The 25,631-nt window shown below is 64.5% G+C and carries 25 protein-coding genes; 9 read left to right on the forward strand and 16 right to left on the reverse strand.

The annotated features are described in order from the left end of the window. Positions 1-10: 10 nt before the first annotated feature. Positions 11-3,310, forward strand: a complete 3,300-nt coding sequence (gene treS, locus IP89_RS01910; protein ID WP_043307244.1) for a maltose alpha-D-glucosyltransferase — start codon at positions 11-13, stop codon at positions 3,308-3,310. Then, positions 3,307-5,463 carry a 1,4-alpha-glucan branching protein GlgB gene (gene glgB / locus IP89_RS01915; RefSeq protein WP_043307245.1) on the forward strand — a complete coding sequence of 719 codons (2,157 nt, stop codon included), beginning with the start codon at positions 3,307-3,309 and terminating at the stop codon, positions 5,461-5,463. The genes treS and glgB overlap by 4 nt, the downstream gene beginning before the upstream one ends. A 21-nt stretch (positions 5,464-5,484) precedes the next feature. Here glgB and IP89_RS01920 read toward each other — a convergent pair whose 3' ends face one another. Beyond that, positions 5,485-5,913, reverse strand: a complete 429-nt coding sequence (locus IP89_RS01920) for a hypothetical protein (RefSeq protein ID WP_043307247.1) — start codon at positions 5,911-5,913, stop codon at positions 5,485-5,487. Positions 5,914-6,056: 143 nt separating this feature from the next. On the opposite strand from IP89_RS01920, the gene IP89_RS01925 reads away from it, so the two are divergent. Together IP89_RS01925 and IP89_RS01930 are read left to right on the forward strand one after the other, a co-directional pair. Beyond that, on the forward strand, positions 6,057-6,386 hold the full coding sequence (locus IP89_RS01925; RefSeq protein WP_052080917.1) for a DUF2513 domain-containing protein: 330 nt from the start codon (positions 6,057-6,059) through the stop codon (positions 6,384-6,386). An 11-nt stretch (positions 6,387-6,397) separates the two neighbouring features. After that, on the forward strand, positions 6,398-8,836 hold the full coding sequence (locus IP89_RS01930) for a glycogen/starch/alpha-glucan phosphorylase (protein WP_043307248.1): 2,439 nt from the start codon (positions 6,398-6,400) through the stop codon (positions 8,834-8,836). 6 nt (positions 8,837-8,842) lie between these two features. Here IP89_RS01930 and IP89_RS01935 read toward each other — a convergent pair whose 3' ends face one another. The 10 genes from IP89_RS01935 to IP89_RS01980 form a co-directional block, all read right to left on the reverse strand. Further along, positions 8,843-9,952 (reverse strand): response regulator, encoded by a 1,110-nt coding sequence (locus IP89_RS01935; RefSeq protein WP_043307249.1) that lies wholly within the window; start codon positions 9,950-9,952, stop codon positions 8,843-8,845. Further along, on the reverse strand, positions 9,942-11,705 hold the full coding sequence (locus IP89_RS01940) for an ATP-binding protein (RefSeq protein ID WP_043307250.1): 1,764 nt from the start codon (positions 11,703-11,705) through the stop codon (positions 9,942-9,944). Before IP89_RS01940 ends, IP89_RS01935 begins: the two co-directional genes overlap by 11 nt. Beyond that, positions 11,698-12,675 (reverse strand): SpoIIE family protein phosphatase, encoded by a 978-nt coding sequence (locus tag IP89_RS01945; protein ID WP_043307251.1) that lies wholly within the window; start codon positions 12,673-12,675, stop codon positions 11,698-11,700. Before IP89_RS01945 ends, IP89_RS01940 begins: the two co-directional genes overlap by 8 nt. Beyond that, entirely contained in the window at positions 12,672-13,070 is a 399-nt protein-coding gene (locus IP89_RS01950) for an ATP-binding protein (RefSeq protein ID WP_052080918.1), read from the reverse strand. The genes IP89_RS01945 and IP89_RS01950 overlap by 4 nt, the downstream gene beginning before the upstream one ends. Next, positions 13,030-13,455 carry an STAS domain-containing protein gene (locus tag IP89_RS01955; protein WP_043307252.1) on the reverse strand — a complete coding sequence of 142 codons (426 nt, stop codon included), beginning with the start codon at positions 13,453-13,455 and terminating at the stop codon, positions 13,030-13,032. Before IP89_RS01955 ends, IP89_RS01950 begins: the two co-directional genes overlap by 41 nt. A gap of 10 nt (positions 13,456-13,465) precedes the next feature. Next, a complete protein-coding gene (locus IP89_RS01960) occupies positions 13,466-14,311 on the reverse strand; it encodes an STAS domain-containing protein (RefSeq protein ID WP_043307253.1) in 846 nt (281 codons plus the stop codon). A gap of 202 nt (positions 14,312-14,513) precedes the next feature. Beyond that, complete coding sequence (locus tag IP89_RS01965; RefSeq protein ID WP_043307254.1) at positions 14,514-14,912, reverse strand: hypothetical protein; 399 nt, start codon at positions 14,910-14,912, stop codon at positions 14,514-14,516. Between the two features lie 69 nt (positions 14,913-14,981). Next, positions 14,982-15,221, reverse strand: coding sequence for a hypothetical protein (locus IP89_RS01970; RefSeq protein ID WP_043307256.1), 240 nt, complete (start codon positions 15,219-15,221; stop codon positions 14,982-14,984). Then, complete coding sequence (locus tag IP89_RS01975) at positions 15,221-15,823, reverse strand: NAD(P)H-binding protein (protein WP_043307257.1); 603 nt, start codon at positions 15,821-15,823, stop codon at positions 15,221-15,223. The genes IP89_RS01970 and IP89_RS01975 overlap by 1 nt, the downstream gene beginning before the upstream one ends. Positions 15,824-15,826: 3 nt before the next feature. Further along, positions 15,827-16,048 (reverse strand): hypothetical protein, encoded by a 222-nt coding sequence (locus IP89_RS01980; RefSeq protein WP_043307258.1) that lies wholly within the window; start codon positions 16,046-16,048, stop codon positions 15,827-15,829. Positions 16,049-16,202: 154 nt separating this feature from the next. Between IP89_RS01980 and IP89_RS23805 the strand changes: the two genes are divergently transcribed. Further along, positions 16,203-16,337 (forward strand): PSPA7_2676 family Cys-rich small protein, encoded by a 135-nt coding sequence (locus tag IP89_RS23805; RefSeq protein WP_371261929.1) that lies wholly within the window; start codon positions 16,203-16,205, stop codon positions 16,335-16,337. A gap of 25 nt (positions 16,338-16,362) precedes the next feature. Here IP89_RS23805 and IP89_RS23240 read toward each other — a convergent pair whose 3' ends face one another. Next, positions 16,363-16,539 (reverse strand): hypothetical protein, encoded by a 177-nt coding sequence (locus IP89_RS23240; RefSeq protein WP_156114966.1) that lies wholly within the window; start codon positions 16,537-16,539, stop codon positions 16,363-16,365. Positions 16,540-17,065: 526 nt separating this feature from the next. Here IP89_RS23240 and IP89_RS01990 point away from each other — a divergent pair. Continuing rightward, positions 17,066-19,186 carry a response regulator gene (locus tag IP89_RS01990; RefSeq protein ID WP_156114967.1) on the forward strand — a complete coding sequence of 707 codons (2,121 nt, stop codon included), beginning with the start codon at positions 17,066-17,068 and terminating at the stop codon, positions 19,184-19,186. Between the two features lie 215 nt (positions 19,187-19,401). Here IP89_RS01990 and IP89_RS01995 read toward each other — a convergent pair whose 3' ends face one another. Further along, a complete protein-coding gene (locus tag IP89_RS01995) occupies positions 19,402-20,349 on the reverse strand; it encodes a triacylglycerol lipase (RefSeq protein ID WP_043307261.1) in 948 nt (315 codons plus the stop codon). A gap of 286 nt (positions 20,350-20,635) precedes the next feature. On the opposite strand from IP89_RS01995, the gene IP89_RS02000 reads away from it, so the two are divergent. Next, positions 20,636-21,070: a YqaA family protein gene (locus tag IP89_RS02000; protein WP_043307262.1), complete on the forward strand. Its 435-nt coding sequence runs from the start codon at positions 20,636-20,638 to the stop codon at positions 21,068-21,070. Between the two features lie 2 nt (positions 21,071-21,072). On the opposite strand, the gene IP89_RS02005 is transcribed toward IP89_RS02000, so the two are convergent. Continuing rightward, a complete protein-coding gene (locus IP89_RS02005) occupies positions 21,073-21,351 on the reverse strand; it encodes a peptidylprolyl isomerase (RefSeq protein WP_043307263.1) in 279 nt (92 codons plus the stop codon). A gap of 135 nt (positions 21,352-21,486) precedes the next feature. Here IP89_RS02005 and IP89_RS02010 point away from each other — a divergent pair, with 135 nt between their 5' ends. Further along, positions 21,487-22,695, forward strand: coding sequence for a PilT/PilU family type 4a pilus ATPase (locus IP89_RS02010; RefSeq protein WP_177326832.1), 1,209 nt, complete (start codon positions 21,487-21,489; stop codon positions 22,693-22,695). Positions 22,696-22,746: 51 nt separating this feature from the next. Here IP89_RS02010 and IP89_RS02015 read toward each other — a convergent pair whose 3' ends face one another. Continuing rightward, entirely contained in the window at positions 22,747-23,643 is an 897-nt protein-coding gene (locus IP89_RS02015; RefSeq protein WP_156114969.1) for an alpha/beta hydrolase, read from the reverse strand. 475 nt (positions 23,644-24,118) lie between these two features. Between IP89_RS02015 and IP89_RS22670 the strand changes: the two genes are divergently transcribed. Next, complete coding sequence (locus IP89_RS22670) at positions 24,119-24,877, forward strand: AraC family transcriptional regulator (protein WP_156114970.1); 759 nt, start codon at positions 24,119-24,121, stop codon at positions 24,875-24,877. Here IP89_RS22670 and IP89_RS02025 read toward each other — a convergent pair. Further along, on the reverse strand, positions 24,850-25,572 hold the full coding sequence (locus IP89_RS02025) for an ABC transporter substrate-binding protein (protein WP_043307264.1): 723 nt from the start codon (positions 25,570-25,572) through the stop codon (positions 24,850-24,852). The two genes, IP89_RS22670 and IP89_RS02025, sit on opposite strands and share 28 nt — an antisense overlap. Positions 25,573-25,631: the final 59 nt, after the last annotated feature.

The raw sequence follows: 25,631 nt of genomic DNA on the forward strand, positions 1-25,631 counted from the left end.
GGAGTTACGCATGGCCCGAGCCAAAGCATTTCTCGACGATCCGCAGTGGTACAAGGATGCGGTGATCTACCAGCTGCACGTGAAGTCGTTCTTCGACGGCAACAACGACGGCATCGGCGACTTCGCCGGGCTGATCGACAAGCTCGACTACATCGCCGAGCTGGGGGTGAACACCCTCTGGCTGCTGCCGTTCTACCCCTCGCCACGGCGCGACGACGGCTACGATATCGCCCTGTACAAGGGCGTGCACCCGGATTACGGCACCCTGGCCGATGCGCGCCGCTTCATCGCCGAGGCGCACAAGCGCGGCCTGCGGGTGATCACCGAACTGGTCATCAACCACACCTCTGACCAGCACCCCTGGTTCCAGCGCGCGCGTCGCGCCAAGAAGGGCTCCAAGGCCCGCGACTGGTACGTCTGGTCGGACAGCGACGACAAGTACCCCGGCACGCGCATCATCTTCCTCGATACCGAGAAGTCCAACTGGACCTGGGACCCGGTCGCCGGCCAGTACTTCTGGCACCGCTTCTATTCGCACCAGCCGGACCTCAACTTCGACAACCCGCGCGTGCTCAGCGCCGTGCTCGGGGTGATGCGCTACTGGCTGGACATGGGCGTGGACGGCCTGCGCCTGGACGCGATTCCCTATCTGATCGAGCGCGACGGCACCAACAACGAGAACCTGGCCGAGACCCACGTGGTGCTCAAGCGCATCCGCGCCGCCCTGGACGAGCGCTACAGCGACCGCATGCTGCTGGCCGAGGCCAACCAGTGGCCGGAGGACACCCGCCCGTACTTCGGCGGCATGGGCGAAGGCGAGGAGGGTGACGAGTGCCACATGGCCTTCCATTTCCCGCTGATGCCGCGCATGTACATGGCCATCGCCCAGGAGGATCGCTTCCCGATCACCGACATCCTGCGGCAGACCCCGGACATCCCGGCAAACTGCCAGTGGGCGGTATTCCTGCGCAACCACGATGAGCTGACCCTGGAAATGGTCACCGACGACGAGCGCGACTACCTGTGGAACTACTATGCCGCCGACCACCGCGCGCGGATCAACCTGGGTATTCGCCGGCGTCTGGCGCCGCTGCTGGAGCGTGACCGCCGTCGGGTCGAGCTGCTCAACAGCCTGCTGCTGTCGATGCCGGGTACGCCGGTGCTGTATTACGGCGACGAGATCGGCATGGGCGACAACATCTACCTCGGCGACCGCGATGGCGTGCGCACGCCGATGCAGTGGTCGATGGACCGCAACGGCGGTTTCTCCCGCGCCGACCCGGCCAGCCTGGTGCTGCCGCCGATCATGGACCCGCTGTACGGCTACCAGACCATCAACGTCGAGGCGCAGGCGCGCGACGCCCACTCGCTGCTCAACTGGATGCGCCGCATGCTCGCCGTGCGCAGCCAGCAGAAGGCCTTCGGCCGCGGCAGCCTGAAGATGCTGGCGCCGAGCAACCGGCGCATCCTCGCCTACCTGCGCGAATTCCGCGGCGCCGATGGCCGCGAGGAGAGCATTCTCTGCGTGGCCAACCTGTCGCGTGCAGCCCAGGCGGTGGAGCTGGAGCTGGCGGCCTACGACGGCCGCGTGCCGGTGGAGATGGTCGGCGGCGCTTCGTTCCCACCGATCGGCGAGATGACCTACCTGCTGACGCTGCCGCCCTATGGCTTCTACTGGTTCTACCTGGCCGATGCCTCGCAGATGCCCAGCTGGCACCAAGCGCCGGTGGAGCGCATGCCGGAGCTGCCGACCCTGGTGATCAAACGCGATCTGCAGGAGCTGGTGCAGGCGCCCGCGCGCAAGGTGCTGGAGCACGACGTGCTGACCGCCTACCTGGGCAAGCGCCGCTGGTTCAGTGCTACAGCCGACAGTGGCGCGGCGCCTAGCCTGGTCTACGCCTTGCCCTTCGGCGACCTGGGCGCGCTGGCCGAGGTGGCGCTGGACGGCGAGCGCTACCAGCTGCCGCTGGCCTATGTCGACGAGCGCCCGAGCGGCAACCCGCTACCGCAGCAGCTGGCCCTGGCGCGCCTGCGCCGCGGGCGCCAGGTCGGCCTGCTGACCGATGCCTTCGCCTTGCCGGAGTTCACCTACGAGGTGCTCGCCCATCTGCACAGCCGCCAGGTGCTGCAGGGCGAGGGGCAGGAGATCCACTTCCTGGCTACGGTCAATTTTGCCGATTACCAGGCAGTGGCCGGCGAAGAGGTGCAGGTGATCTCGTCCGAGCAGTCGAACAGCTCGCTGATCATCGGCGAACGCATGGTGCTCAAGCTGGTGCGTCGGCTGTTCCCGGGCGTGCATCCGGAAGCGGAGATGGGCGGCTTCCTCACCGCGCACGGCTACGCCAACGTTGCGCCTATGCTCGGCGAGGTGCGCCGGGTGGATGCCCAGGGCCAACCGCATACCCTGATGATCCTGCAGGGCTACCTGGGCAACCAGGGTGATGCCTGGAGCTGGACCCTGAACAATCTGGAGCGGGTGCTGCGCGATGAGTTGAGTGGCGGCAGCAGCATGATCGATAGCTCGTACGACGCGCTGACCGAGCTGCGGACCTTCGCCGGCGTACTGGGCCGGCGCCTGGGCGAGATGCACCTGGTGCTGGCCCAGCCCAGCGACGACCCGGACTTCGGCGTGCGCCCGAGCAACGAGCAGGACTGCGCGCTATGGAGTGAGTCCATCGCCACCCAGCTGCAGCAGGCGCTGGATGCCCTGCAGCAGGGCCGCGACAAGCTCGACGACAGCCAGGCGCGCGAACTGGATGGCCTGCTGCAGCAGCGCGAGGAACTGCAGCGCCTGATCCGCGACCTGGCCAGCCTGGCCGCCGGTGGCGTGCGCATCCGTGTGCACGGCGACCTGCATCTGGGCCAGGTGCTGGTGGTGCAGGGCGATGCCTATTTTATCGATTTCGAGGGCGAGCCGAGCCGGCCGCTGGAGCAGCGCCGCCAGCGCCACAGCCCGATGAAGGATGTTGCCGGCATGCTGCGCTCCTTCGATTACGCCGCGGCCGTGGCACTGCGCAATGCGCCGGGCGCCGACTCTTCGGCCGAGGCGCAGCAGCGCCGCCAGGAGCTGGTCGCGCGCTACCGCGGCGAAGCACGCACCGCCTTCTACGACGCCTATCGCCTGGCCGCCGCAGACTTACCACACGAATGGCATGCGCGCGAAGGCGAGGGCGCCGCGCTGGCGCTGTTCAGCCTGGAGAAGGCGGCCTACGAAGTGCTCTACGAGGCCGCCTACCGTCCGGAATGGCTGAGCGTGCCGCTGAGTGGACTATTGGAGTTGCTTCACCAACTGCAGGGACATGGTCGATGAACGATCTGCAACGCTTGCGCCGCGCCGAACACGGCGATCCGTTTGCCTTCCTCGGTCCGCAGCGCGATGAGCGCGGGCCACTGGTGCGGGCCTGGTTACCCGGCGCGCTGGCGGTGGAGCTGCTCGCCAAGGACAGCGGCGAGGTGCTCGGCGCCATGCAGCTGGACGACGCGGCCGGGCTGTTCAGCCTGTCCCTGCCGCAGGCGCAGCCGTACCGCCTGCGCATCCACTGGCCCGATGGCGAGCAGGAGGTCGAGGACCCCTATGCCTTCGGCGCGCTGCTTGGCGAGATCGACCTGTACCTGTTCGCCGAGGGCAATCATCGCCAGCTGGGGCAATGCCTGGGTGGCCAGCCGATGGAGATCGACGGCGTGCCTGGCGTGCGATTCGCCGTGTGGGCGCCGAATGCCCGGCGGGTCTCGGTGGTTGGTGGCTTCAACGGCTGGGATGGCCGGCGCCACCCGATGCGCCTGCGCTACCCGAGCGGTGTTTGGGAGCTGTTCATCCCGCGCCTGGCGGTGGGCGAGGTGTACAAGTACGAGATTCTCGGCAGCGAGGGTGTGTTGCCGCTGAAGGCCGACCCGCTGGCGCTGCAGGGCGAGGCTCCGCCAGCCACCGGCTCGCGCGTCGCGGCGCCGCTGCAGTTCGACTGGCACGACGACGAATGGCTCGCCAAGCGCTGTGAGCACCAGGGCCACGACCGGCCGCTGAGCATCTACGAGCTGCATGCCGGCTCCTGGCAGCATGTCGACGAACGCCCGCCGAGCTGGGCCGAGCTGGCCGAGCGGCTGATTCCCTACGTGCTGGACATGGGCTTCACCCATATCGAGCTATTGCCGGTGATGGAACATCCGTTCGGTGGCTCCTGGGGCTACCAGCCGCTGTCGATGTTCGCGCCGACCGCACGCTACGGCTCGCCGGCCGACTTCGCCGCCTTCGTCGATGCCTGCCATCAGGCCGGCATCGGCGTGCTCCTCGACTGGGTGCCGGCGCATTTCCCCACCGACGAGCACGGCCTGGCGCGCTTCGACGGCACCGCGCTGTACGAGTACGAGCACCCGTTCGAGGGCTTCCACCAGGACTGGGACACCTTCATCTACAACCTCGGCCGCATCGAGGTGCACGGTTTCATGCTGGCTTCGGCGCTGCATTGGCTGCGTACCTTCCACATCGACGGCCTGCGCGTAGACGCGGTGGCCTCGATGCTCTACCGCGACTATTCGCGCAAGGAGGGCGAGTGGATTCCCAACCGCCACGGTGGCCGCGAGAACCTGGAGGCCATCGAGTTCCTCCGTCATCTCAACGAAGTGGTGGCGAGCGAGGCGCCCGGCGCGCTGGTGATCGCCGAGGAGTCCACTGCCTGGCCAGGCGTCAGCCGGCCCAGCGCCGAGGGCGGCCTGGGCTTCGCCTACAAGTGGAACATGGGCTGGATGCACGACAGCCTGGCCTACATCCAGCAGGACCCGGTGCACCGCAGCTTCCATCACCACCAGCTGACCTTCGGCCTGATCTACGCCTTCTCCGAGCAGTTCATCCTGCCCATCTCGCATGACGAGGTGGTGCACGGCAAAGGCTCGCTGCTGGGCAAGATGCCGGGCGACCGCTGGCAGCAGTTCGCCAACCTGCGCCTGTTCCTCAGCTACATGTGGATGCACCCAGGCAAGAAGCTGCTGTTCATGGGCTGCGAGTTCGGCCAGTGGCGCGAGTGGGATCACGACCAGCAACTGGACTGGTACCTGCTGCGCTTCGCCGAGCACGCCGGGGTACAGCGTCTGGTGCGCGAACTCAACCGGCTGTACCGCGAGTATCCCGCGCTGCATCGCCTGGACGGGCGGGCAGAGGGCTTTCGCTGGTTGATCGGCGATGATCAGCGCAACAGCGTGTTCGCCTGGCTGCGTCAGGCCGATGGCGAGACACCGCTGCTGGTGGTGCTCAACTGCACCCCGATGCCGCGCGCCGGTTACCACGTCGGCGTGCCGCGTCGTGGACGCTGGCGGGTGCTACTCAACAGCGACGACGAACACTTCCTCGGCTCCGGCGCCGGCAGCCGTGGCGATCTGGAGTGCTCGGTGGAGTCGGCCCACGGCCAGCCGCAGTCGCTGAATCTCGATCTGCCGCCGCTGGGCGTACTGCTGCTTTCGCCCGTCGAGTAGGGCTTCAGCCGGCCTGGGAGCTTAACGCTGCTCCCAGGTGCCGCCGCCTTTCTCGCAGTCGTTCTTGGCCTGGGTCGGGTCGTCGAGGTCGTAGTAGTAGGTGACCACCTTGGCGTCGTCCGGCACGTTCGGCTCGTTGGCCGGCGGGTTGGAGCTGGAGGACCGGTGGTTGGCCAGGGTCTCCTGGGTGATGGCCGCACGGCAGCTGGCCACGTAGCCGGCGTCGCACTTGGCGACCTTTTCCTGGCGGGTGCCCAGGGTTTCCTGGCTCTCGTTGCTGCACGACCAGTTGATCGTGCCGGCAGGCATGCCCTGGAACTCGTAGCAGCTCTCGGTTTCCACCGCTGCTACGCCTGGGCTGGAGGATTGGGTGAGGATGTGGCAGCCCTCGGCCAGCGCCAGGGGGGCGAGCAGGCAGCCGATCAACAGTGCTGTGGCTTTGGCGATCATCCGAAGCCTCCCTTGTGGTTTGTGGAACCTGAAGTTGTGAGCCATCCGTTGCCGCCGAGTTCAGCCTTTCTGCGGCGAGAAAGGTTGAACTAAGCGCGGCCGCACGGACCCTTAGCTGGTGATGCCTGAGGAGGGAAATCACGATGAAGAGAGACAAGCAACTGATCAGGGCACTGCTGCTGGAGATCGAAGGTCGCGAATACGGCCACTGCTACGAGCCTGCTCCCTTGGCCGGGCACGATCTGGATTCGGTCAAATATCACCTGCACCTGCTGCATCAGGCCGGTCTGGTCGAGTGCGAACTGGAACACTCCTGGGACGGCGAGCCGATGCTTATCGCCCGTAGCCTGACCCTGCCGGGGCATGACCTGCTGGACAGCCTGCGCGCCGCGGAACAGGCCGAAGAGCCGGTGACGCCCTTGCTCGTGCAACTGGCCGAGGCGGCACGGGAATCGCTGCGCCGCATCGCCTGAAGGAGGTTGCCATGGCTGCGGAAAACGAGGTCGCCGAGTTCAAGCAGAGCATCCTCGCCAAGCTCAAGTACGCGGTGGGCAAGGACCCCGGCAACGCCTACGAGCACGACTGGTTCGAGGCCATCGCCCTGGCCGCGCGCGATCATGTGGTCGACCGCTGGGAAGAGGCCTCGGCGCAGCTCGACCGGCGCAACCAGAAGCGCATCTACTACCTGTCGCTGGAGTTTCTGATCGGCCGCCTGCTGGTCGACAACCTGAGCAACCTCGGCCTGCTCGAGGTGGCGCGGCAGGCGCTGGGCGAGCTGGGTGTCGATCTCGAGCGCATTCGCCAGATCGAACCAGACGCGGCGCTCGGCAATGGCGGCCTTGGCCGCCTGGCGGCGTGCTTCATGGAGAGCATGGCCACCCTCGGCCTGGCTGCCCACGGCTACGGCATCCGCTACGAACACGGGCTGTTCCGCCAGGCACTGGCGGATGGCTGGCAACAGGAACAGACCGAGACCTGGCTGGACTTCGGCAACCCCTGGGAATTCGAGCGCCCGGAGGTCGCCTACAGCATCGGCTTCGGTGGCGCGGTACTCAGCCAGACTGAAGGCGGCGAGGTGCCGCGACACAGCTGGCAGCCCCACGAGACCATGCGCGCCATCGCCTACGACACGCCAGTGATCGGCTGGCGTCGTTCGGCAGTCAACACCCTGCGCCTGTGGCGCGCTCGCGCCGAGGAAGACCTGCACCTGGATCGCTTCAACGCCGGCGACCATATCGGCGCGGTGGTCGAGGTGGTGCGCGCCGAAAGCATCTCGCAGGTGCTGTATCCGGCCGACAGCACAGAGGCAGGGCAGGAGCTGCGCCTGCGCCAGGAGTTCTTCTTCGTGTCCGCCTCGCTGCAGGACCTGCTGCAGCGCCACATGCGCGAGCACGGCGACATCCGCCTGCTGCCGGAGCGGGTGGCGATCCAGCTCAACGATACCCACCCGGCCATCGCCGTGGCCGAACTGATGCGCCTGCTGGTGGATGAGCACCTGCTCAGCTGGTACGACGCCTGGCAGCTGACCGTGGCGACCCTGTCCTACACCAACCACACGCTGCTGCCCGAGGCCCTGGAGTCCTGGCCGGTGTCGCTGATGGAGCGCCTGCTGCCGCGGCACATGCAGATCGTCTACCTGATCAACTCCTACCATATCGATGCGCTGCGCGCGCAGGACATCCACGACTTCGACCTGTTGCGCTCGGTGTCGCTGATCGAAGAGGAACATGGCCGCCGCGTACGCATGGGCAACCTGGCGTTCCTCGGCGCGCACAGTGTCAACGGCGTGTCGGCGCTGCACACCGAGCTGATGCGCAAGACGGTGTTTCGCGACCTGCATGGCCTGTACCCAACGCGGATCAACAACAAGACCAATGGCGTGACCTTCCGCCGCTGGCTGTTCCAGATCAACCCGGCGCTCACCGAGCTGCTGGTCGATACCCTCGGCGAGGGCGTGCTGGATTCGCCGGAAACGGTGCTGCGCAGCCTGGAAAACCATGCCGAGAAGAAGGCCATGCACAAGCGCTATGCCGCCCTGCGCCAGCGCAACAAGGCCGCCCTGGCCGCCCTGGTGCAGGAACGCCTGGGCATAGTGCTGGACACCGGTGCGATGTTCGACGTGCAGGTCAAACGCATCCACGAGTACAAGCGCCAGTTGCTCAACCTGCTGCACACCGTGGCGCTGTACCAGGCGATCCGCAACGAGCCGACCACCGACTGGGTACCGCGGGTGAAGATCTTCGCCGGCAAGGCCGCGGCCAGCTATCACCAGGCCAAGCTGATCATCAAGCTGGCCAACGACATCAGCCGCACGGTCAACGACGACCCCACGGTGCGCGGCCTGCTCAAGGTGGTGTTCATCCCCAACTACAACGTCAGCCTGGCCGAGACCATCATCCCGGCGGCGGACCTGTCCGAGCAGATTTCCACCGCGGGCCTGGAAGCCTCCGGCACCAGCAACATGAAGTTCGCCCTCAACGGCGCGCTGACCATCGGCACCCTGGACGGTGCCAACGTGGAGATGTGCGAGCAGGTGGGCAGCGACAACATGTTCATCTTCGGCATGACCGCGCAGCAGGTCGAGGCACGCAAACGCACTGGCGATCTGAACATGAGCTCGGTGATCGCCGGTTCGCAGCGCCTGACCAGCGCCCTGGAGGCGATTCGCTCGGGGGTGTTCTCACCGGATGATCCGGGTCGTTTCACCGGACTGATCGATGCGCTGGTCTACGACGACCGTTTCATGCTCTGCGCCGACTTCGACGACTACTGGGATACCCAGCGCAAGGTCGATGCGCTGTGGCAGGACCCGGCGCGCTGGTGGCGGGCGGCGGTGCTCAACACCGCGCGGATGGGCTGGTTCTCCTCGGATCGCACCATTCGCGAATACGCCGGGGAGATCTGGCGCGCCTTGCCGCGCTGAGGCGCGTCAGCCGGACAGGGCCAGCGGCAGGCGCAGCTCGACGCGCGCCAGCTCGCCCTGGTTGCCGAAGCTGACCTGGCCGCCGAAGCTCTCGGCCAGGGCCTGGACGATCGGCAGGCCAAGCCCCCAGCCCTTGGTGTCGCTGCGGCTGGAGATGAAGTAGGGCGTGGCCAGGTTGGCCAGCACCTCGCCGGGAAAGGTGCCGTGGTTGCTCACCAGCAGGCGGACGCAGTCGCCCTCCAGGCTCTGCTCGATGCGGATCGGCTGCCCCGGCCGGCCGTGCTTGGCGGCGTTGCCGATCAGGTTGTCGAAGATGCGCAGGAACGCCATGCGGTCCCACAGCACCTGCAGGCCGGCTTCTTCCAGCTGCAACTCCAGTGGGTTGTCGACCTGCAGGCGCAGGTTGGCCACCGCGTCGCGCAGCAGCGCGGCCAGGTCGATGCTCTCGCTGAGCAGCTTGATGCCGCCGCCGACGCTGACGTGGGAGATGTCCAGCAGGTTGCCGACCATCTCGTCGATGCGCTTCAGGTTGTCCTGCAGCACGCTGAGCAGCTCCTCGGTGCGGCGCTCCGGGTTGCGTTGCATCAGCCCGGTGGCCATCACGGCGGCGGCCAGCGGCGAGCGTAGATCGTGGCTGAAGGAGCGCATGAAGCGCTCGAGCATGATCTTTTCCTTGCTCAGCTGTTCGTTGCGCGCCTCGGCCCAGTTGCGCTGGCGCTCGACCCGCTCCAGGCGGGTGTTGCTCTTCATCAGGCTGGTGATGGTGGCCAGCACTTCTTCCGGGTTGATCGGGTGCGTCAGGTAGGCGCGGGCGCCGGTGTTGAGGCCGGTGGCCTTGTCCTGGCCGCTGATGAAGGTGGCCGAGATGTTGATGATCGCCGGCAGCCGCGCGGGGCCCAGGCGCTGCTCGGCCTTCTGGATCAGCTCGAAGCCGGTCATGTCCGGCAGGTTGATGTCGAGGATCACCAGGTCCACGCCCTCCAGCATCAGGGCCAGGCCCTCGGCCCCGGTGGCGGCCTCGATTACTTGGAAGTTGGCCTCGCCGGCGAGGATTTTGCGCAATACGTAGCGGTTGGCTTCCATGTCATCGACGATGAGGATTCGTCTAGTGCGCATCGCGTTGCTCCTCCGTCAGGCGGCGTACGTGGTGCAGAACCTGTTCAGCGTAGTCGGGGTGAGATTTGTGCAGGATCGCCCGGCACTGCCGGCCCAGGCGCTCCAGGGCCGCGTCGTCGAGCGGCTTGGCGGTGTTGATCAGCACCCGCGCGTGCATGCTCCAGTCCATGCTCTCGAGCAGGTCCTCGCCGGCGATGTCCGGCAGGTCGAGGTCGAGGAAGATGATGTCCGGGCGCACCGCGTGCAGCTTGTCGATGCTCGACGCCGCGGTGACGGCCTCGGTAATGACCGGGTGATAGGGCTGCAGCAGGCGTGACAGCAGGTAGCGGTCGGCTTCGCTGTCGTCGATCAGCAGCACGTTGATGCCGCTGAGGTCGAGCTCCTGCTGCTCTGCACTGGCGCTGCCGTGGCGGCGATCGACGCGCAGGAGGAAGCGGCTGCCCTTGCCCACGTCGCTGTGCAGGGTGATGTCGCCGTGCAGCAGGCTGGCCAGGCGCTTGGCCAGCGGCAGGCCCAGGCCGGTGCCCTGCACCTGTTGCTGCTCGGGATTGCGCACGCGCAGGAACTCCTCGAACACCTTGTCGTGGTTCTCCGGGGCGATGCCGACACCAGTGTCCTCGACCAGGAACTCGATGCTGTGCTCGTCCGGCAGGTAGGTGCGCACGCAGACCTTGCCACTGGGGGTGTACTTGAAGGCGTTGCCGATCAGGTTGCGCATGATCTGGAACAGGCGGTGGCGGTCGGTTTCCAGCTCCACCTCCTGGTCGGCGCCGACGATCTCCCAGTCCAGCTGCGGGAAGCGCTGGGACAGGGCGCCGACGAACTGGCGCAGCTGCTCGATGAAGTCGGCGAGGGTGAAGCGCACCGCGACGATCTCGACACGCCCGGAATGGGCCTCGGAGATGTCGAGCAGCTCGTTGACCAGCTCCGACAGCTCGGCGGCGGCGTCGCTGATGAACGACACCTGCTTGTGCTGCTCGGGATTGAGCTGGCCGTCGCTGCCCTTGAGTAGCAGCTTGCTGATGTTCTCGACGATATTGATCGGCGTGCGGATCTCGTGGGTCATGTTGGCGAAGAAGCGGCTTTTCGACTCGCTGGCCTGGCGCACTTCCTCGGTAGCCTTCTCCAGCTCGGAGTACAGCGCCACCACGCCCTTGTTGGTGTTCTCCAGCTCCTGGTTGGTGGCCTCCAGCTCGACCTGCTTGTTCTGCAGCTCGGCGGCGGTCAGCAGCAGCTCGGTGCCGCGAACCCGCAGCTCGATGAAGGGGTCGGCCGCGCCTTCGCCCTGCAGCTGGTCGCGGATGGCGTTGATCTGCTTGGGCTGGGGGAACGGGCGGGGCGGGTAGATCACTTTGCGTGCGCGGATGCGCGTGCCCTTGGCCGAGGTACGGATATCGAAGTCGTCCATCAGCTGCTGCGCGCCGAGCAGGCCGACGCCCATGCCAGTCGGCGAGATGTAGCTGCCGTCCATGATCTGGTCGATGGCGGCGATGCCAGGGCCGCTGTCAATGGCCTCGAAGCTCAGGCCACAGAGTTGTCCGGCTGCATTGTGGGCCAGGTCGAAATGGAAGGCGCCTTCGCCGGCGTACTGGTAGACGTTGCGGGCCAGCTCCGAGACGGCGGTGGCGAAGCGAATCTGCTCCAGCTGGGACAGCTCGAGCCAGCCGGCGATGCGCTTGGCGCTCTGCCGGCAGGTGACCACATCGGTTTCTGCATTGATGTGGATGGTGGCTATACGTCGAGCGCTATGCATGTTTCATCACTACCACCGTCGCGTCATCGTTGTGGCGCCTGAAATCGCGGTGAATCACCGCTGCGATCACCGCCGGGTGCCGCACGGCCAGGCCCGGATAGGCAGCCAGGTCGTAACGGGTACTGATGCCGTCTGAGGCCAGGATCATCGTCGTGCTCGGCGTCCACGGATAGCTGAAGCTCTGGATACGGCCGATGCGGTAACCCACCGTGCCGTTGCCGGACACCATGCTGCGGCTGCGGCCGTCGTGCAGCACGCCGGCGACATTGCCCATGCCGCAGAAACGCACTTGCGCCTGCTCCGGCAACACCTCTGCCAGCGCTACGGCGCCACCACGGGTCGACATCAATGCCCGGTGCAGGCGTTCGAGCAGGTTTTCCAGCGGCAGGTTCAGGTCATATTCGAGAAACAGCTCGCGCGCCTTGCTGCTGGCAGCGTGCGCCGCATGGCCATGGCCCAGGCCATCGCAGACCAGCATGCGGTGACCATTGATCGCCCAGGCGTCGCCGGTGAGTTCTTCGCCGGGGTAGGGCGTGCAGATGCCGGCAGCGACCAGCGGCCCGGACTGCGCTGGCTGCAGGCGGAACTGGGCGAACACCACCGTGCCCTGGCCGGCCTGCGAGTAGATGTCGAAATGGTCGGACAGGCGACTGATGGCGCCCAGGCCGGCGCCCATGGTGCCGGAGGTCGAGTAGCTGTCGGCCAGGCAGCGCGCCACATCGCTCATGCCTGGGCCGCGATCCACCGCCAGCAGTTCCAGGCGCTCGCTGTCCTGGTAGTAGAGAAGCTCGCCGCCCTTGGCATGCAGCACCAGGTTGCGCGCCATCTCCTGCACCACCACGGTGATGCGCCCGGTCAGCGACTCGTCCTTGCTCAACTGGCCGAGGTGGCGCATCACCAGACGGCGCACGGCATCGGCGTGTGCTTCGTGGGTGACGCTGTGGGCGAACTGCACGACTTGCCCGATCATTTCCACTTCCACAGCTCCACGGTGGTGCCGGCGCCGACCTGGCTGCGCAGCACGAACTCATCCACCAGCCGGCGCGAGCCGCTGAGACCCAGGCCCAGACCGCTACCCGAGGTATAACCGTCGACCAGCGCGCGCTCGATGTCGGCGATGCCCGGCCCCTGGTCGGAAATGACCAGGCGCAGTGCCGCTCGGCCAGCGCGGGTGGTCGCCTCGATCAGACATTCGCCGCCACCGCCGTAGATCAGTGCATTCCGCGCGATTTCACTGGCTGCCGTGACGATCTTGGTTTGCGAGACCAGGCCCAGACGGGCTTCTTCGGCGGCTTTGCGGACTTTCTGGCGGATGACGACGATGTCAGTTTCCTGTTTCAGCGGGAGCGTCTGTGTCGTCGTCACTCTCTTGCTCCCCGGCGATATCGTCCTCGCTCACGCTGTTTTCCAGCCAGCGCATGCCCTTTTCGATGTTCAGTGCGGTGGCGATGCCATCCAGCGACAGCCCCAGCTCGACCAGGGTGATGGCCACCGCCGGCTGCATGCCGACGACTATCACCTTGGCGTCGAGAATCCGCGAGACATTGGCGATGTGCGACAGCATGCGGCCAATGAAGGAATCGACGATCTCCAGCGAGGAAATGTCGATCAGCACGCCCTTGGCCCTGTGCCGCACGATCTGTTCGGTGAGGTCCTCCTGCAGGTCCATTGCCAGCTGGTCATGCATGTCGACCTGAATGCTCAGCAGCAGGTACTTGCCCATCTTGAGAATTGGAATGCGATCTACCATGGCGATCCCCTCAACGCGCCTTTTCGCTGCGAACCAGACGGATATCCAGCTCCTTGAGGGCCATCTTGAAAGCGTCGGCCAGGGAGGCTTTGGTCACCACGTCGCCCAGTTCCACGCCGAGATGGACGATGGTGGCGGCGATCTGCGGGCGAATGCCGCTGATGATGCACTTGGCACCCATCAGCTTGGCCGCGGTGATGGTCTTGAGCAGATGCTGGGCGACCATGGTGTCCACGGTCGGTACGCCGGTGATGTCGATGATGGCGATATCGGACTCCGTCTCGACGATCTTCTCCAGCAGAGCCTCCATGACGATCTGCGTGCGGTTGCTGTCCAGCGCGCCGATCAGCGGCACGGCCAGCACCTGGTCCCACAACTGCACTACCGGGGTGGAGAGCTCCAGCAGGCTTTCCTGCTGCTCGCGGATGACCATCTCGCGACCGGTTATGTAGTACTCGATGCTGAACAGGCCGAGCTTGTCGATCAGCTTGCTGAGCAGCCACACCAACTCGATGGCGTTGCTGTCCTGCTGCTGGATCAGATCGAACAGCGGCTCCTTGAGCGAGAACACGAAGGTGGCCGTTTCCGAGGGCGAGAAGCCCTGGCGGGCCTGGGTCACCGAGAGCCGTTCGAGCTGTCCCTTGAGCGGCTTCCAGGCGGCGGAATCGATGTCGTCGGAGCCTTGGGCCAGGGCGATGGTCACCGCCTTGAGCAGCTCGCGGGAGTTGTCCTGCACCGTTCGGTCGTCGACCAGGTCCATGCGGATGCCGGCGGCGCGCTGGGCGGCCATCCATTTTTCCAGCAGGGGTTCTTCGTTCTGTTTGAGAAGCTCGGCAAGCTGTGAGACGGCGGACATCGCTGATTTCCTTTCATGCGTAGGGAAGGGGTGACACTAGCTCCTTGGCAGCAGTGTCGAATGACATGACGTATGCAATGGCAGTGCCGCGAGCGCTCAAACATAGCAGCGTAGCGCGGGGGCGCCGCGGACTTTTTGCCCATTCGGCAAAAAACCGCCATGCGGCGGTTCTTTCAGCGGGGCGCTCTGGCGCGGGCACTGCCTAGAAAAAGCCCGGCTGGTGACGCTCGGCGATGTAATCCAGCGGCAGGGCTGCCGCCTTGATGAAGAAAGCTGCCAGCTCGGTTTCCACCAGGGTGTGGTTGATCGAGTCCAGCGGAGCCTGCAGGCGCTGCACATCGCGACCGTAGCTCTTCTCGTGCAGCACCAGGTGGCTGTCGGGCACCGAGGTAATGCGATAGCAGCAGGGCGTGCCATCGCTGGGGCGGCGCAGGGTCAGCTTGAGTTCGGCCTGAGTTTCGTTGCGCAGCTGCATGCTGGCTTGCAGGCCGTTGGCATGGGCGTAGTCGGCGGCTTCCTCGAAATGCTGCGCCACGCAATCCACCAGCGCATGCAGCAGCTCCTCGCGAAATGCCGGCTCTATACGTGGTTGATTGATCATTGCGCTGCTCCTTGGAAGTGGTGGATTTCCGCTTCGACCAGCCATGTGGTGCCGAGTGCCAAAGATTTTTCAGCGATGCGCGAAGTGCTGTGCGGCGCGCCAGGCGGGCGACAATATCGGCCGCTGCGGCTTGGGTCGGCGCGGTTTGCGCCGGGCTGTCACGGGCACTTCGCGGGGCCGGTTCGGCTCCTGGTAGGCATGGGCATCCAGGGCATGTCGACGCACCACGCGCAGCATGCCCCAGAGCATGGCCGCGGCTACCAGGAACCAGGATGAGATGGCGAGGAGGATGACGCTTTCGGCTTCCATCAGCCTTTCCCTCCGTGCAGGTCGATATGAATGAGTTGATGCCGGTGCAACTCCAGGCGCATCTCGTCGAGCAGGGCGGCGGCGAAGCGTTGCAGGGGCAGGGCGGTCGCGTCGGGCTGGCGGAAATCGTCGATCTCCAGCAGGCGTGGCGGCTGAACGGGCGCCTGCACCAGCGTCCAGCACAGCGGGCTGGCCAGCAGACGCGCTTCCAGAGTATGGACCGGGGCATTCGGCATGGGTTCAGCCTCCAGCCAGGCGAAGTCGTCGACGATCAGCAGGCGCTGCACGCCGGCGGTTTCCAGGCCGTCGAGCAGCGCAAGCAGGGCGTTGAAATGCTGGGAGAACTCCTCGGAGTCCTGCGTGCTGTCGAGCAGGGCAATCACCGCGTCCATACCCGCCACGCTCTGGCTTACACCAATCGGGTCGAACAGCTCGCCGCCCTTGGTACGCAGGCCCGGACGGGCGCGGATCGAATTGAGTTCGGTGAGCATTGCCGTGGCCTCGTACTGGCGGTGCAGCGCTTCGGCCAGCAGTGCATTGCCCAGGCTGCTGTGGGCGCCGTACAGGGCCAGCTTGCAGGTCGGCGTTTCCAGATTGTGCATGGTTCAGGGCTGCCGATAGTGGCCAGGCGAGAAGGCCGTTCGCTGTGGGTCGATACGGCTGATCTGCACATCGGTGATTAACCCGGGCAACGCGGTGGTGTGCAGAGACTGCAGGTGAGACAGCGCTTGCTCCGGGGTCAGCGACTCGGCATCGATATCCAGGGTGGTGGACTGCGGCTGGTTATCCAGGATGTAGCTGACCAGAAAGAGGTAATTCTTCGCCATTGCACTGCTCCCGCATGGGCCAATGAGCAATGGACAGCCGCGCAGGCCGGGGTGATCCATGAATTTTTGGCTAAACCTTCGGCAAATCCGCAGGGTCGATTGTTATGACGGACATCCGGCGGCCAATTGCCGCGAGGAGGCTGAAATGACTCTTATGTGCCTGATTCGAGGTTGTATGTGGTCTGCCGGCACGCCGATGGAAGTAGGTGGTGAGGTGCTTGTATGCCAGTGCTGTAGCCGGTGCGGTTGTCATCGCTACGCGCCGGAGCTTACGGGCAGCAAGTCCTGACCGAGCCGCGTCACGCGGCTTCTGCTCAGGCGGTGGTGCGCAGGGTGGCTTTGGCTGTAAGCGGGCTAGCGACGCCGTCCAGGTGCTTGAGCAGAACGCCGTCGTATAGCGGCCCTAGCGGATTCAGGATCAGCGCCTTGCGCCGCAGAACGCTGCGTCGGTCCAGGCCGTAGACGCGGTATAGCTGCGTTGTGAAGTGCATGAGCGCCATTCGGCATGCTCGTTCCGCCTCGCTGGGCGGCATGTCGATCTCTGGCGATGGGTAGTACACGGCCTGGGTCGTCCCGTTGATGACCACATTGACCAGCAGAATCCTGCGCTGGTGAAACAAGCACCTCTAGATAAATAACCTCTTCCTGCGCTGCGAGAGCAACCTCGTAGCGCTCGCGAATGAGCGAATTCATCGATAAGCCTTTCTAAGCGCGAGTGCCCTTGGCCTGGGTTGCTCGGGTGGATTAACCACGTTCCTTAGTCAGGTCTTCAGCGGGAACGGCTCTGTTTGCCGTGCTGAACTATCTAGAGACTGGGCGGGGAGTGTGGGCGTGAATTGCCGATTGCCGGTTTGCCTTTTCAGGTTCTACGCCCCTCAAGCACAACCGTCTATGAATATTTAGGGAACTTTCTTGGTGTAGGCTCGGTATATCCCTGTTGGCTGCGGCTCGCAGTGTCTGGCTACAAGTCCCGATAGGAATGGGCAAATGACGAATTGGCTTTCCAGTAGTGGGGCGATGGCAGAGCGCATCCGCAACTATGACTGGAGTTCTTCCTCGCTGGGGCCGATTGAGACCTGGCCGAGCGTATTGAGAACAGCCGTGGCGCTGTGCCTCGAGTCGCGCTTCCCCCAGGCAGTGATGTGGGGGAGCGATCTGATCACCCTTCACAACGACGCTTTCAGTCTGATTCTGGGCAACAAGCCGCCGGCGCTCGGCAAGCCCTTCAAGGAGGTATGGAGCGAGGTCTGGGAGGATATTCGGCCCATCGCCGAGAATGCCTTGGCCGGCCAGGCGACCTTTATCGAGGACTTCCCGCTGCTCATTGAGCGCGGCAACTCGCCCGAGTGGGCGTACTTCACCTTCTGCTACAGCCCGATTCGCGATGCCGATGGCCAGGTCATCGGCATATTGGACACGGTCGCGGAAACCACCAGCACGGTGCTCACCAACCAGCGCCTCGAATTCCTCGATGAGCTGGCGCGCTCGGTGGTCAACGTCACCAACCCCGATGCGATCATGGCCACCATCACCCGCATGCTGGGTGAGCATATGAAACTCTCCAGCTGCGCCTATGCGGACATGGACCCCGACCAAGACGGCTTCACCATCCGTGGAGACTGGGCGGCGCAGGGCGTGCCTCATCTGCTCGGCCACTATCACCTGGCGGACTTTGGCCAACTGGCCGTGGAGCGGCTGAGTGCGGGGCAGGCGTTCGTCATCGACAACAACCTCAAGCAGCTGCCCGACCACGAGTCCGCGGCTTTTCAGGCGCTCGGCATCACCGCGACGATCTGCATACCGCTGGTGAAGGAGGGCCGCCTGACCGCGCTGATGGCGGTTCACGACAAGGTGCCGCGCGCCTGGTCCGCCTACGAGCAGTCGCTGATTCGCGATGTGAGCCAGCGCTGTTGGGCGCATATCGAGCGCGTGCGTGCCGAGGTGAAGCTGCGTGAGCTGAATGAAAGCCTGGAAGAGCGCGTGGCACTCATGGTCGCGCAGCGCGAGGGCGAAGTGGCCGAACACCACGAGACGCGCAAGATGGAAACCATCGGGCAACTAACCGGCGGGATTGCCCACGACTTCAACAATCTGCTGACGCCCATCATGATCACCCTGGATCTGATCCGGCGGCGCCTGGAAGACGATCGATCCATAGGTCTGGTCGATGCCGCGTTGCAGGCAGCGGACAAGGCCCGTGTGCTGGTCGGCCGCTTGCTGACATTTGCCCGCCGGCAAACCTTGCAGCCCAGCGCCGTGATGCTCGAGGCGCTGGTCGCCGATATGCGCGATCTGATCAGTCGCTCCCTCGGCCCGACGATCGAGGTCGTGGTGAATGTACCAAGCCATCTGCCGGCGGTACTGGTCGACCCGCACCAGCTTGAGCTGGCGGTGCTCAACCTGGCCGTCAATGCCCGAGATGCCATGGCTGACGGCGGCAGGCTGGAGATCAATGCGGTTATGGACAGGGTTGCGGCAGGCGCGGTCAGGGGTATGGCCGCCGGCAACTATGTCTGTCTGAGGGTGCTGGATAACGGCTGCGGCATGAATGCGGAGACGCTTCAGCGTTGCACCGAGCCTTTCTTCTCGACCAAGGGTGTCGGCAAGGGAACCGGGCTTGGCCTGTCGATGGTGCAAGGCTTGGCCGCGCAGTCAGGTGGCGGGCTAGGCATCAGCTCCGCAGAGGGCGAGGGCACCCGGGTGAATATCTGGCTGCCGATTACCGAAGACCCAGCGGCGAACAAAGACGCTGAACTCGACGAAGCGCCATTGGCGCCCAGGGCCGCGCTGGTTCTGCTGGTCGACGACGAGGAGTTGGTCCGCCGCACCACTGCACTGCAGCTGCAGGACCTCGGCTACCAGGTGCAAGAATCGGCCTCCGCAGCAGCTGCGTTGCAGATGATTGAGGCGGGGCTGCGGCCCGATGTGCTGGTCACCGACCACATCATGCCGGACAAGAGCGGCACCCAACTCGCTCGTGAGCTGCGCCAGCGTCTGCCCAACCTGCCGGTCCTGGTTCTCACCGGCTACTCGAATCTATCGCCGGAGCAGATGCACGGATTTGACGTGCTGGCCAAGCCATTCCGGCGGTCCGAAATCGCAGAGCGGCTTTCCAGCTTGGTTTGCAGCCTTGGCTGAGGCTCGCCCACGGCATGTCCCAGGCAGCAGCCTAAAAATCAGGCAATTTAAGCGAGGCGGCGAACGCCGTGGGCCGCAGGCTATTCCCCACAGACTTATCCACAAAATATGTGGAAAATCATGCACTTGAAAAGCCGGCTTGGATTGCGAAGTTGGCGCTTAAGGGCTAGCGAAGAGGATGGCGAACCGGGGCCTTGTGGGCCCCGGTGGCGGGCTCAGAGGCCGGCCAGTTTCAGGCGGTTGGCCTGCTGGCGGTAGACGGTGACCGGGCTGGTTTCGAACAGATGGCCCATGCCGAGGAACTGATTGATCTCGTCCAGGTGGTTCATCTTGTAGTTGTCGCGGATGACCATGCCCATGTGCGAGCTGCAGCGTTCGACGAAGCCGTCGTTGGCCACGCCCTTGGCGAACGCCTGGGAAGCGATGGTGGTGATCAGGTCCATCGGGTCGAGGACGTTGGTCACCGGCGAGGTGCCGCTCCAGGAGTAGTAGTTGATGCCGTTGACCTTGTAGGCGCCTTCGCCACAGGCGCTGGTGGGGATGCCCTGGGGGAACTTGCTGTTGAATACCGCCGCGCCCTGGCTGTTCAGCGAGACCAGTGCGCCGAGGGAATTCTGCGGGGTCTGGCTGGTGCTGCCGGAAATGAAGTGGATGACGCTGCCGATGGCGTTGACCAGCCCGGCAACGATGGTTTCACCGGCCGAACCCTCGGGGATCTGGCGGATCAGGTCGGCCACTGCCGAGCCCTTGTGCGGGGCGCCGACGCTGGTGACCGAGGCGACCAGATCCGGACGCACCGCCGCCACGTAACGTACGGTCGGGCCGCCATGGCTGTGGCCGATCAGATTGACCTTGGGCTTGCCGGAGATGGCGACGATTTCTTCGACTTCCTTGATCAGGTCCTCGCCACGTGCCTCTGAGGTACCCATCTGCACGACTTCGGTGGTGTAGACGCTGGCGCCATCCGAGCTCAGGGCCGAGGGGATGCCGTACCAGTAGTCGATGCCGAGCATGCTGTCCCAGCCGAGCATGCCGTGGGCCAGCACGATGGGGTATTTGGTCTTGGTATAGCCGGTGGAGCCGAACAGCCCGGCCTGTGCGGTGCCGGACAGCAGCAGGGAACTGCCGATGCAGAAGGCGAGAAGCGTTTTCTTGTTGTTCATTTATGGGATCTCGAAGCGGTGTTGGATCGTCCTTGGCCGCTATCCAGGCGCTCCATCGCCCGAAACTTCAGCGAACGGGTGTTCGCAGAATCCATGCCATCACCGAGTGACCAACTAGTCACTGCTCTAGCTGGCACATCTGTACCAAAAGTACCTGGAGGCCGCGTCTTTCCTGGCTGTTACAGATGACCCCAGCTCTTTTCATGGTGTTACCCAATTGCGAATGTTTCGCTTCTGTGAAGGGTTCGGCTATAAGGCTTGCCGAATCCTTTCATGCGAGGCGCGCTTGCTCGATTTCTCGGTTTACCTCGGCCTGTTCCTGTCCGCCTTCGGCGCCGCCAGCCTGTTGCCTCTGCAATCTGAGGCAGTGCTGGTCGGGCTGTTGCTGAACGGCGGGCAGCCGGCTGCCGCATTGCTAGCCGTGGCCTGCGTCGGCAATGTGCTGGGTTCGGTGCTGAATGCGGCGCTGGGCCGAGGGCTGGAGCGCTACCGTGAGCGCCGCTGGTTTCCGGTGAGCCCAGCGCGGCTGGAACAGGCCAAAGCCAGTTACCGGCGCTATGGCCGCTGGTCGCTGCTGCTGAGCTGGGTGCCGGTGATCGGCGACCCGCTGACCCTGGTGGCGGGGGTGATGCGCGAGCCCTGGTGGAGCTTCCTGCTGCTGGTCAGCCTGGCCAAGACCGCGCGCTATCTGGTGCTGGCCGCGCTCACCCTCGGCTGGTGAGGTCACTCGCGGTAGAACACCTGGATCAGGTGGTAGCCGAACTGGGTCTTCACCGGCCCGTGTACTTCGCGTAGCGCCTTCTTGAAAATCACCTGGTCCACGGCGCGGACCATCTGCCCGGGGCGGACTTCGCCCAGGTCGCCACCCTTCTTGCCGGAGGGGCAGGTGGAGTGTTTCTTGGCCAATACATCGAAGGCTTCGCCAGCGGCGATGCGCTTCTTCAGCGCGGCCGCTTCGGCCTCAGTCTTCACCAGAATGTGTCGGGCCATGGCCTTGGGCATGATGGGTTCCTCATTTTGCGAGGGCGCTATTGTGCCAGCATTCTTTGCGCCATCAGAATGGCGTCATTTTTCAGGCTAATGCTCCTGAAAAAGCTGACCTATTTTGATACTTCCACCCAGATGGACGCGCGCACGATGGACCTCACTCAGATGCTGAAGATCCTGGCCAGCCAGGACGGTTCCGATCTCTACCTGTCCACCGGAGCGCCGCCCTGCGCCAAGTTCAATGGCGTGCTCAAGCCGCTCAGTCAGGAGCCGCTCAAGCCGGGTGACGTGGCGGCCATCGCGGCGAGCGTCATGGATGCCGAGCAGCGCGCCGACTTCGACAAGGAGCTGGAGATGAACCTGGCCATCTCCGTGCCCAACGTCGGCCGCTTCCGTATCAACATCTTCAAGCAGCGCAACGAAGTTTCCATCGTCGCGCGCAACATCAAGATGGAAATCCCCAAGTTCGAGGACCTCAAGCTGCCCGAGGTGCTGCTCAAGACCATCATGGAGAAGCGCGGCCTGGTGCTGTTCGTCGGCGGCACCGGCTCGGGCAAGTCCACTTCGCTGGCGGCGCTGATCGACTACCGCAACCGCAACAGTGGCGGGCACATCATCACCATCGAGGACCCGGTGGAGTACGTGCACCGGCACAAGAAATCGATCATCAACCAGCGTGAGGTCGGCGTGGACACCCGCAGCTTCCACGCTGCGCTGAAGAACACCCTGCGCCAGGCGCCGGACGTGATCCTGATCGGCGAGATCCGCGACCGCGAGACCATGGAGCATGCCCTGGCCTTCGCCGATACCGGCCACCTGGCGATCTCCACCCTGCACGCCAACAACGCCAACCAGGCGCTGGACCGCATCATCAACTTCTTCCCCGAAGAACGCCGCCCGCAGTTGCTCAATGACCTGGGCAATAACCTGCGCGCCTTCGTCTCTCAACGCCTGGTCAAGACCACCGATGGCAAGCGCCGCGCCGCCGTCGAGGTGATGCTGGGTACGCCGACCATCCGCGACCTGATCAAGCGCAACGAGTTCTCCGAGCTCAAGGAGATCATGGAGAAGTCGAGGAACCTCGGCATGCAGACCTTCGACCAGGCGCTGATCGAGCTGGTCCACGAGGGCGCCATCGAGGAAGAGGAGGCACTGAAGAACGCCGACTCGGCCAACAACGTGCGCCTCAAGCTCAAGCTGTACAAGGACAACCCGGCCGCTCCGCAGGCCGCCGCCACGTCTGCTCCGGAGCCGGCAGCTGCACCTGCCGCAGCACCCGCCAACTGGGCGATGGAGCTGACGCTGGAAGATATCGAGGAAGAAGCACCGCCGGAGGACCCGGGCCGGCCGGGCATCTGATCGCGGCAATCAAAAAGGGCAGCCTGGGCTGCCCTTTTTTGTGCGCGTCGATCAGTACGGGCAGTTTTCGCGGTAGTCGGAAATCGCGTAGTCCGACTCATGGTTGGGGCCGCAGAGGAACTGGCTGTAGCGGCTGTCGAAGTCGATGAAGCGCTTCATCCAGGCGATGCCGTACATGCCCAGCATGTCCTGGTTCGGGTAGCCGGAGTTGGCGCAGAAGTGCGAGCCGCCGTAGATCTCCAGGAACGCCTTGGGCGTGGAATTGGGGATCTGGTTGTAGAACGGCGAGGCATGCTGGGCCACCGGTGCCACGGTGTCGGCGCTGCAGGCCAGGATCAGGGTCGGCGTCTTGATGCCACTGAAGGCGCTGGAGCCCAGGTACCACGGTGCCTGCGGGATGATGGCGTTGATCGAGCGCTGGGTCGCCAGCTTGAGCGAGCCGCCGCCGCCCATGGACCAGCCGATGGCGCCCAGGCGGGTGCTGTCGATCTTGTTGTACAGCGGGCTGGACGAGCTTTTGCTCTGCGCGATCAGGTAGTCCAGTGCTTCGCTCAGCTGACTGGCGCGGCTATCGGGCTGGTCGTAGATGGTCTTGGTGTTCATGGTCATCACCACGAAGCCGTGCGAGGCCAGGCGCGGGCCCCACCAGTCGATGCTGCTCTCGTAGGAGAGATAGCCGGGAATGACCGCGATGGCGCCCATCTTGCCGGTGGTGTTGGTCGGGTAATACACGGTGCTGTCGCCGTAGCCCTTGAGGAAGCCGGATACCGAGAACTTGGCAGTGGTGAAGGGGCCGGTCGAGGCCTTCAGCGCAGTGACCGTCGGTGCCGGGCCACGGGTGCAGTTGCTGCAGGGCGCAGACGGGCCGGTGGCGGAAAAGGCATAAGTGCTGGCCAATAGCGTGGCGAACATCAGTATCGCTTTGGCAGTGGTTACTTTGATTCCCATGTCATTACCTCGTTGATTTTGTTGTTACGTCATGACGGTTGGTTTCGGCTTATTTGCAAGCGCGGCTGGAAACTAACAACGAGGAAGTTGCGCAACAACGATCAAGTCGTCTCAGTTCATACAAGCAATGCAGGATTGTGGAGTGACCTTGCAGTGTTCTATCCATTCGCCCATGGCTCGGCTGCTCTGGCTTCGCGGCGTGATGCGGGGTCGAGCGGAGATGTAGCTCTTGGGTATTAGTGCGCGCTGTTTTGTCATTCTTTCGGTTGCATTTATTTCCACCGCAAGTGTTGGTGGCTAATTGCTCTGAAAATTGATTGACACTTATCAGCAATAAAACAAACTTGCCTTGTGATATCTGGTCGCATGTTTCTACTCGTTAAAAGAGCACTCTCGAATGCCTGCCGAGCGAAACTCATCTCCTGCACTTGTATATGTCTCGAGCCGACGGTACCTGTACCTGGGGCGTGGCCAGTTGCCCATCCGCGACCTGCACTCGGCCGCGGCGGCCATGCTCGTTTGCCTGCAGGGCGAGGTGAGGTTCCGCACACCGGGCCATGAACAGTGGCTCAGCAGCGCCAGCGTGCTGATTCCCGCGGGCAGCCGCATTGCCATCGACAACCGCGACGCCGTGCTGGCGGCCTGTTATCTGGATGCGGGCAGGCCCGACTTCGCCGTGCTGCGCCGGCAGATGGCAGCTACCTGCCAGGGCATTCACTACCACCACCGGCAGGAGCATTGCCTGGCGCAGACGCTGACCGGCTTGCGTGACGAGGCGCCGGGGCATGCCGAGGCCCAGCGGCGTGTCGAGACGATGATCTACCGTGGCGCCGGCGATCCGCTGCCGCAGGTCGATCCACGGGTGACGCAGGTGGTCGAGCGTCTGCGCAGCAGCTCAGCACTGAACATCTCGGTCGGTGTGTTGGCCGCCGAGGTCGGGCTCTCCGAATCCGGGCTGATTCGGTTGTTTGCTCTGCAGGTGGGGGTACCGCTGCGCCGGCACCGGCTCTGGTACCGGTTGCTCGATTTTGTCAGGCATACCCTGGCCGGTGTTCCCGGCTCAGTGGCAATCAAGATGGCGGGCTTCAGCGATGCTGCGCATTTGTCCCGCTGTTACAGCGGTTTCTTCGGCGTCAATCACTCCTACGCCTTCTCGGCCAAGACCCATGTGCGCTACATCCTGCCCGCGGGGGAGGCCGAAGGCTTTCAGCGATTGGTGGCTGGCGGCAGGTAGTGGTCGATCACGCGCTGCAGGGTGCCGTCCTGGCGCATCTGTTCCACAGCGAGATGGACCGCCCGAGCCAGAACGGGATCGCATTGCAGCGAGCAGGCGATGTACATATCGGTGTTGGCCATGGGCGGGCTCATGTGCAATGCGGGCCCTGAATCCCACTGGAAGCGGCCTTCGGCCTCGGTGGTGAACCAGGCGTCCACCCGGCCCATGCGCACCATGCGTACCGGTCGCTCGCCGAGGCGCAGCGGATACAGTTGCGCATCGGAGAAACCGGCACCGCGCAGAATCTCCTCCTGCGCCGTACCCAGGCCGACGGCGACCAGGCGATAACGTTGGCGTGCTTCCTCCAGGCTGTTGACCGGTGGCTGCAGGCTGAAGAATGCACGGGGCATCGGCAGTATATTGGCGACCCAGGTGAAGCGCGCCTCTCGCTCCGGGGTACGCGATAACGGGACCAACAGCGCTAGTTGCGATTCCTGCGCCCGCTTCTGTGCGCGCAGCCAGGGCTCGGAGCGCAGGCTGGCGCGATAGCCGGCGCGCTCCAGCGCCATGATGGCGATATCGCCAGTGATGCCATGCTGGCCGTTGCCGAGCGCGGCCAGTGGCGGCGCGTCGGGCATGTACAGATCGATGTCCTTCGGCTCGGCGAGCAGAAGAGCAGGGCAGAGCAGCAGGAGGCTCAGAAAGAGGCGCAAGACGAGGCTTCCAGAGGAGGAGCCGTCAGTATAGGAAAGCCGGCGAGCAGTATCCGTCG

Origin of the sequence: Pseudomonas sp. ML96, assembly GCF_000761545.1 — a bacterium.
In the GTDB taxonomy this organism is placed as follows: Bacteria; Pseudomonadota; Gammaproteobacteria; order Pseudomonadales; family Pseudomonadaceae; genus Aquipseudomonas.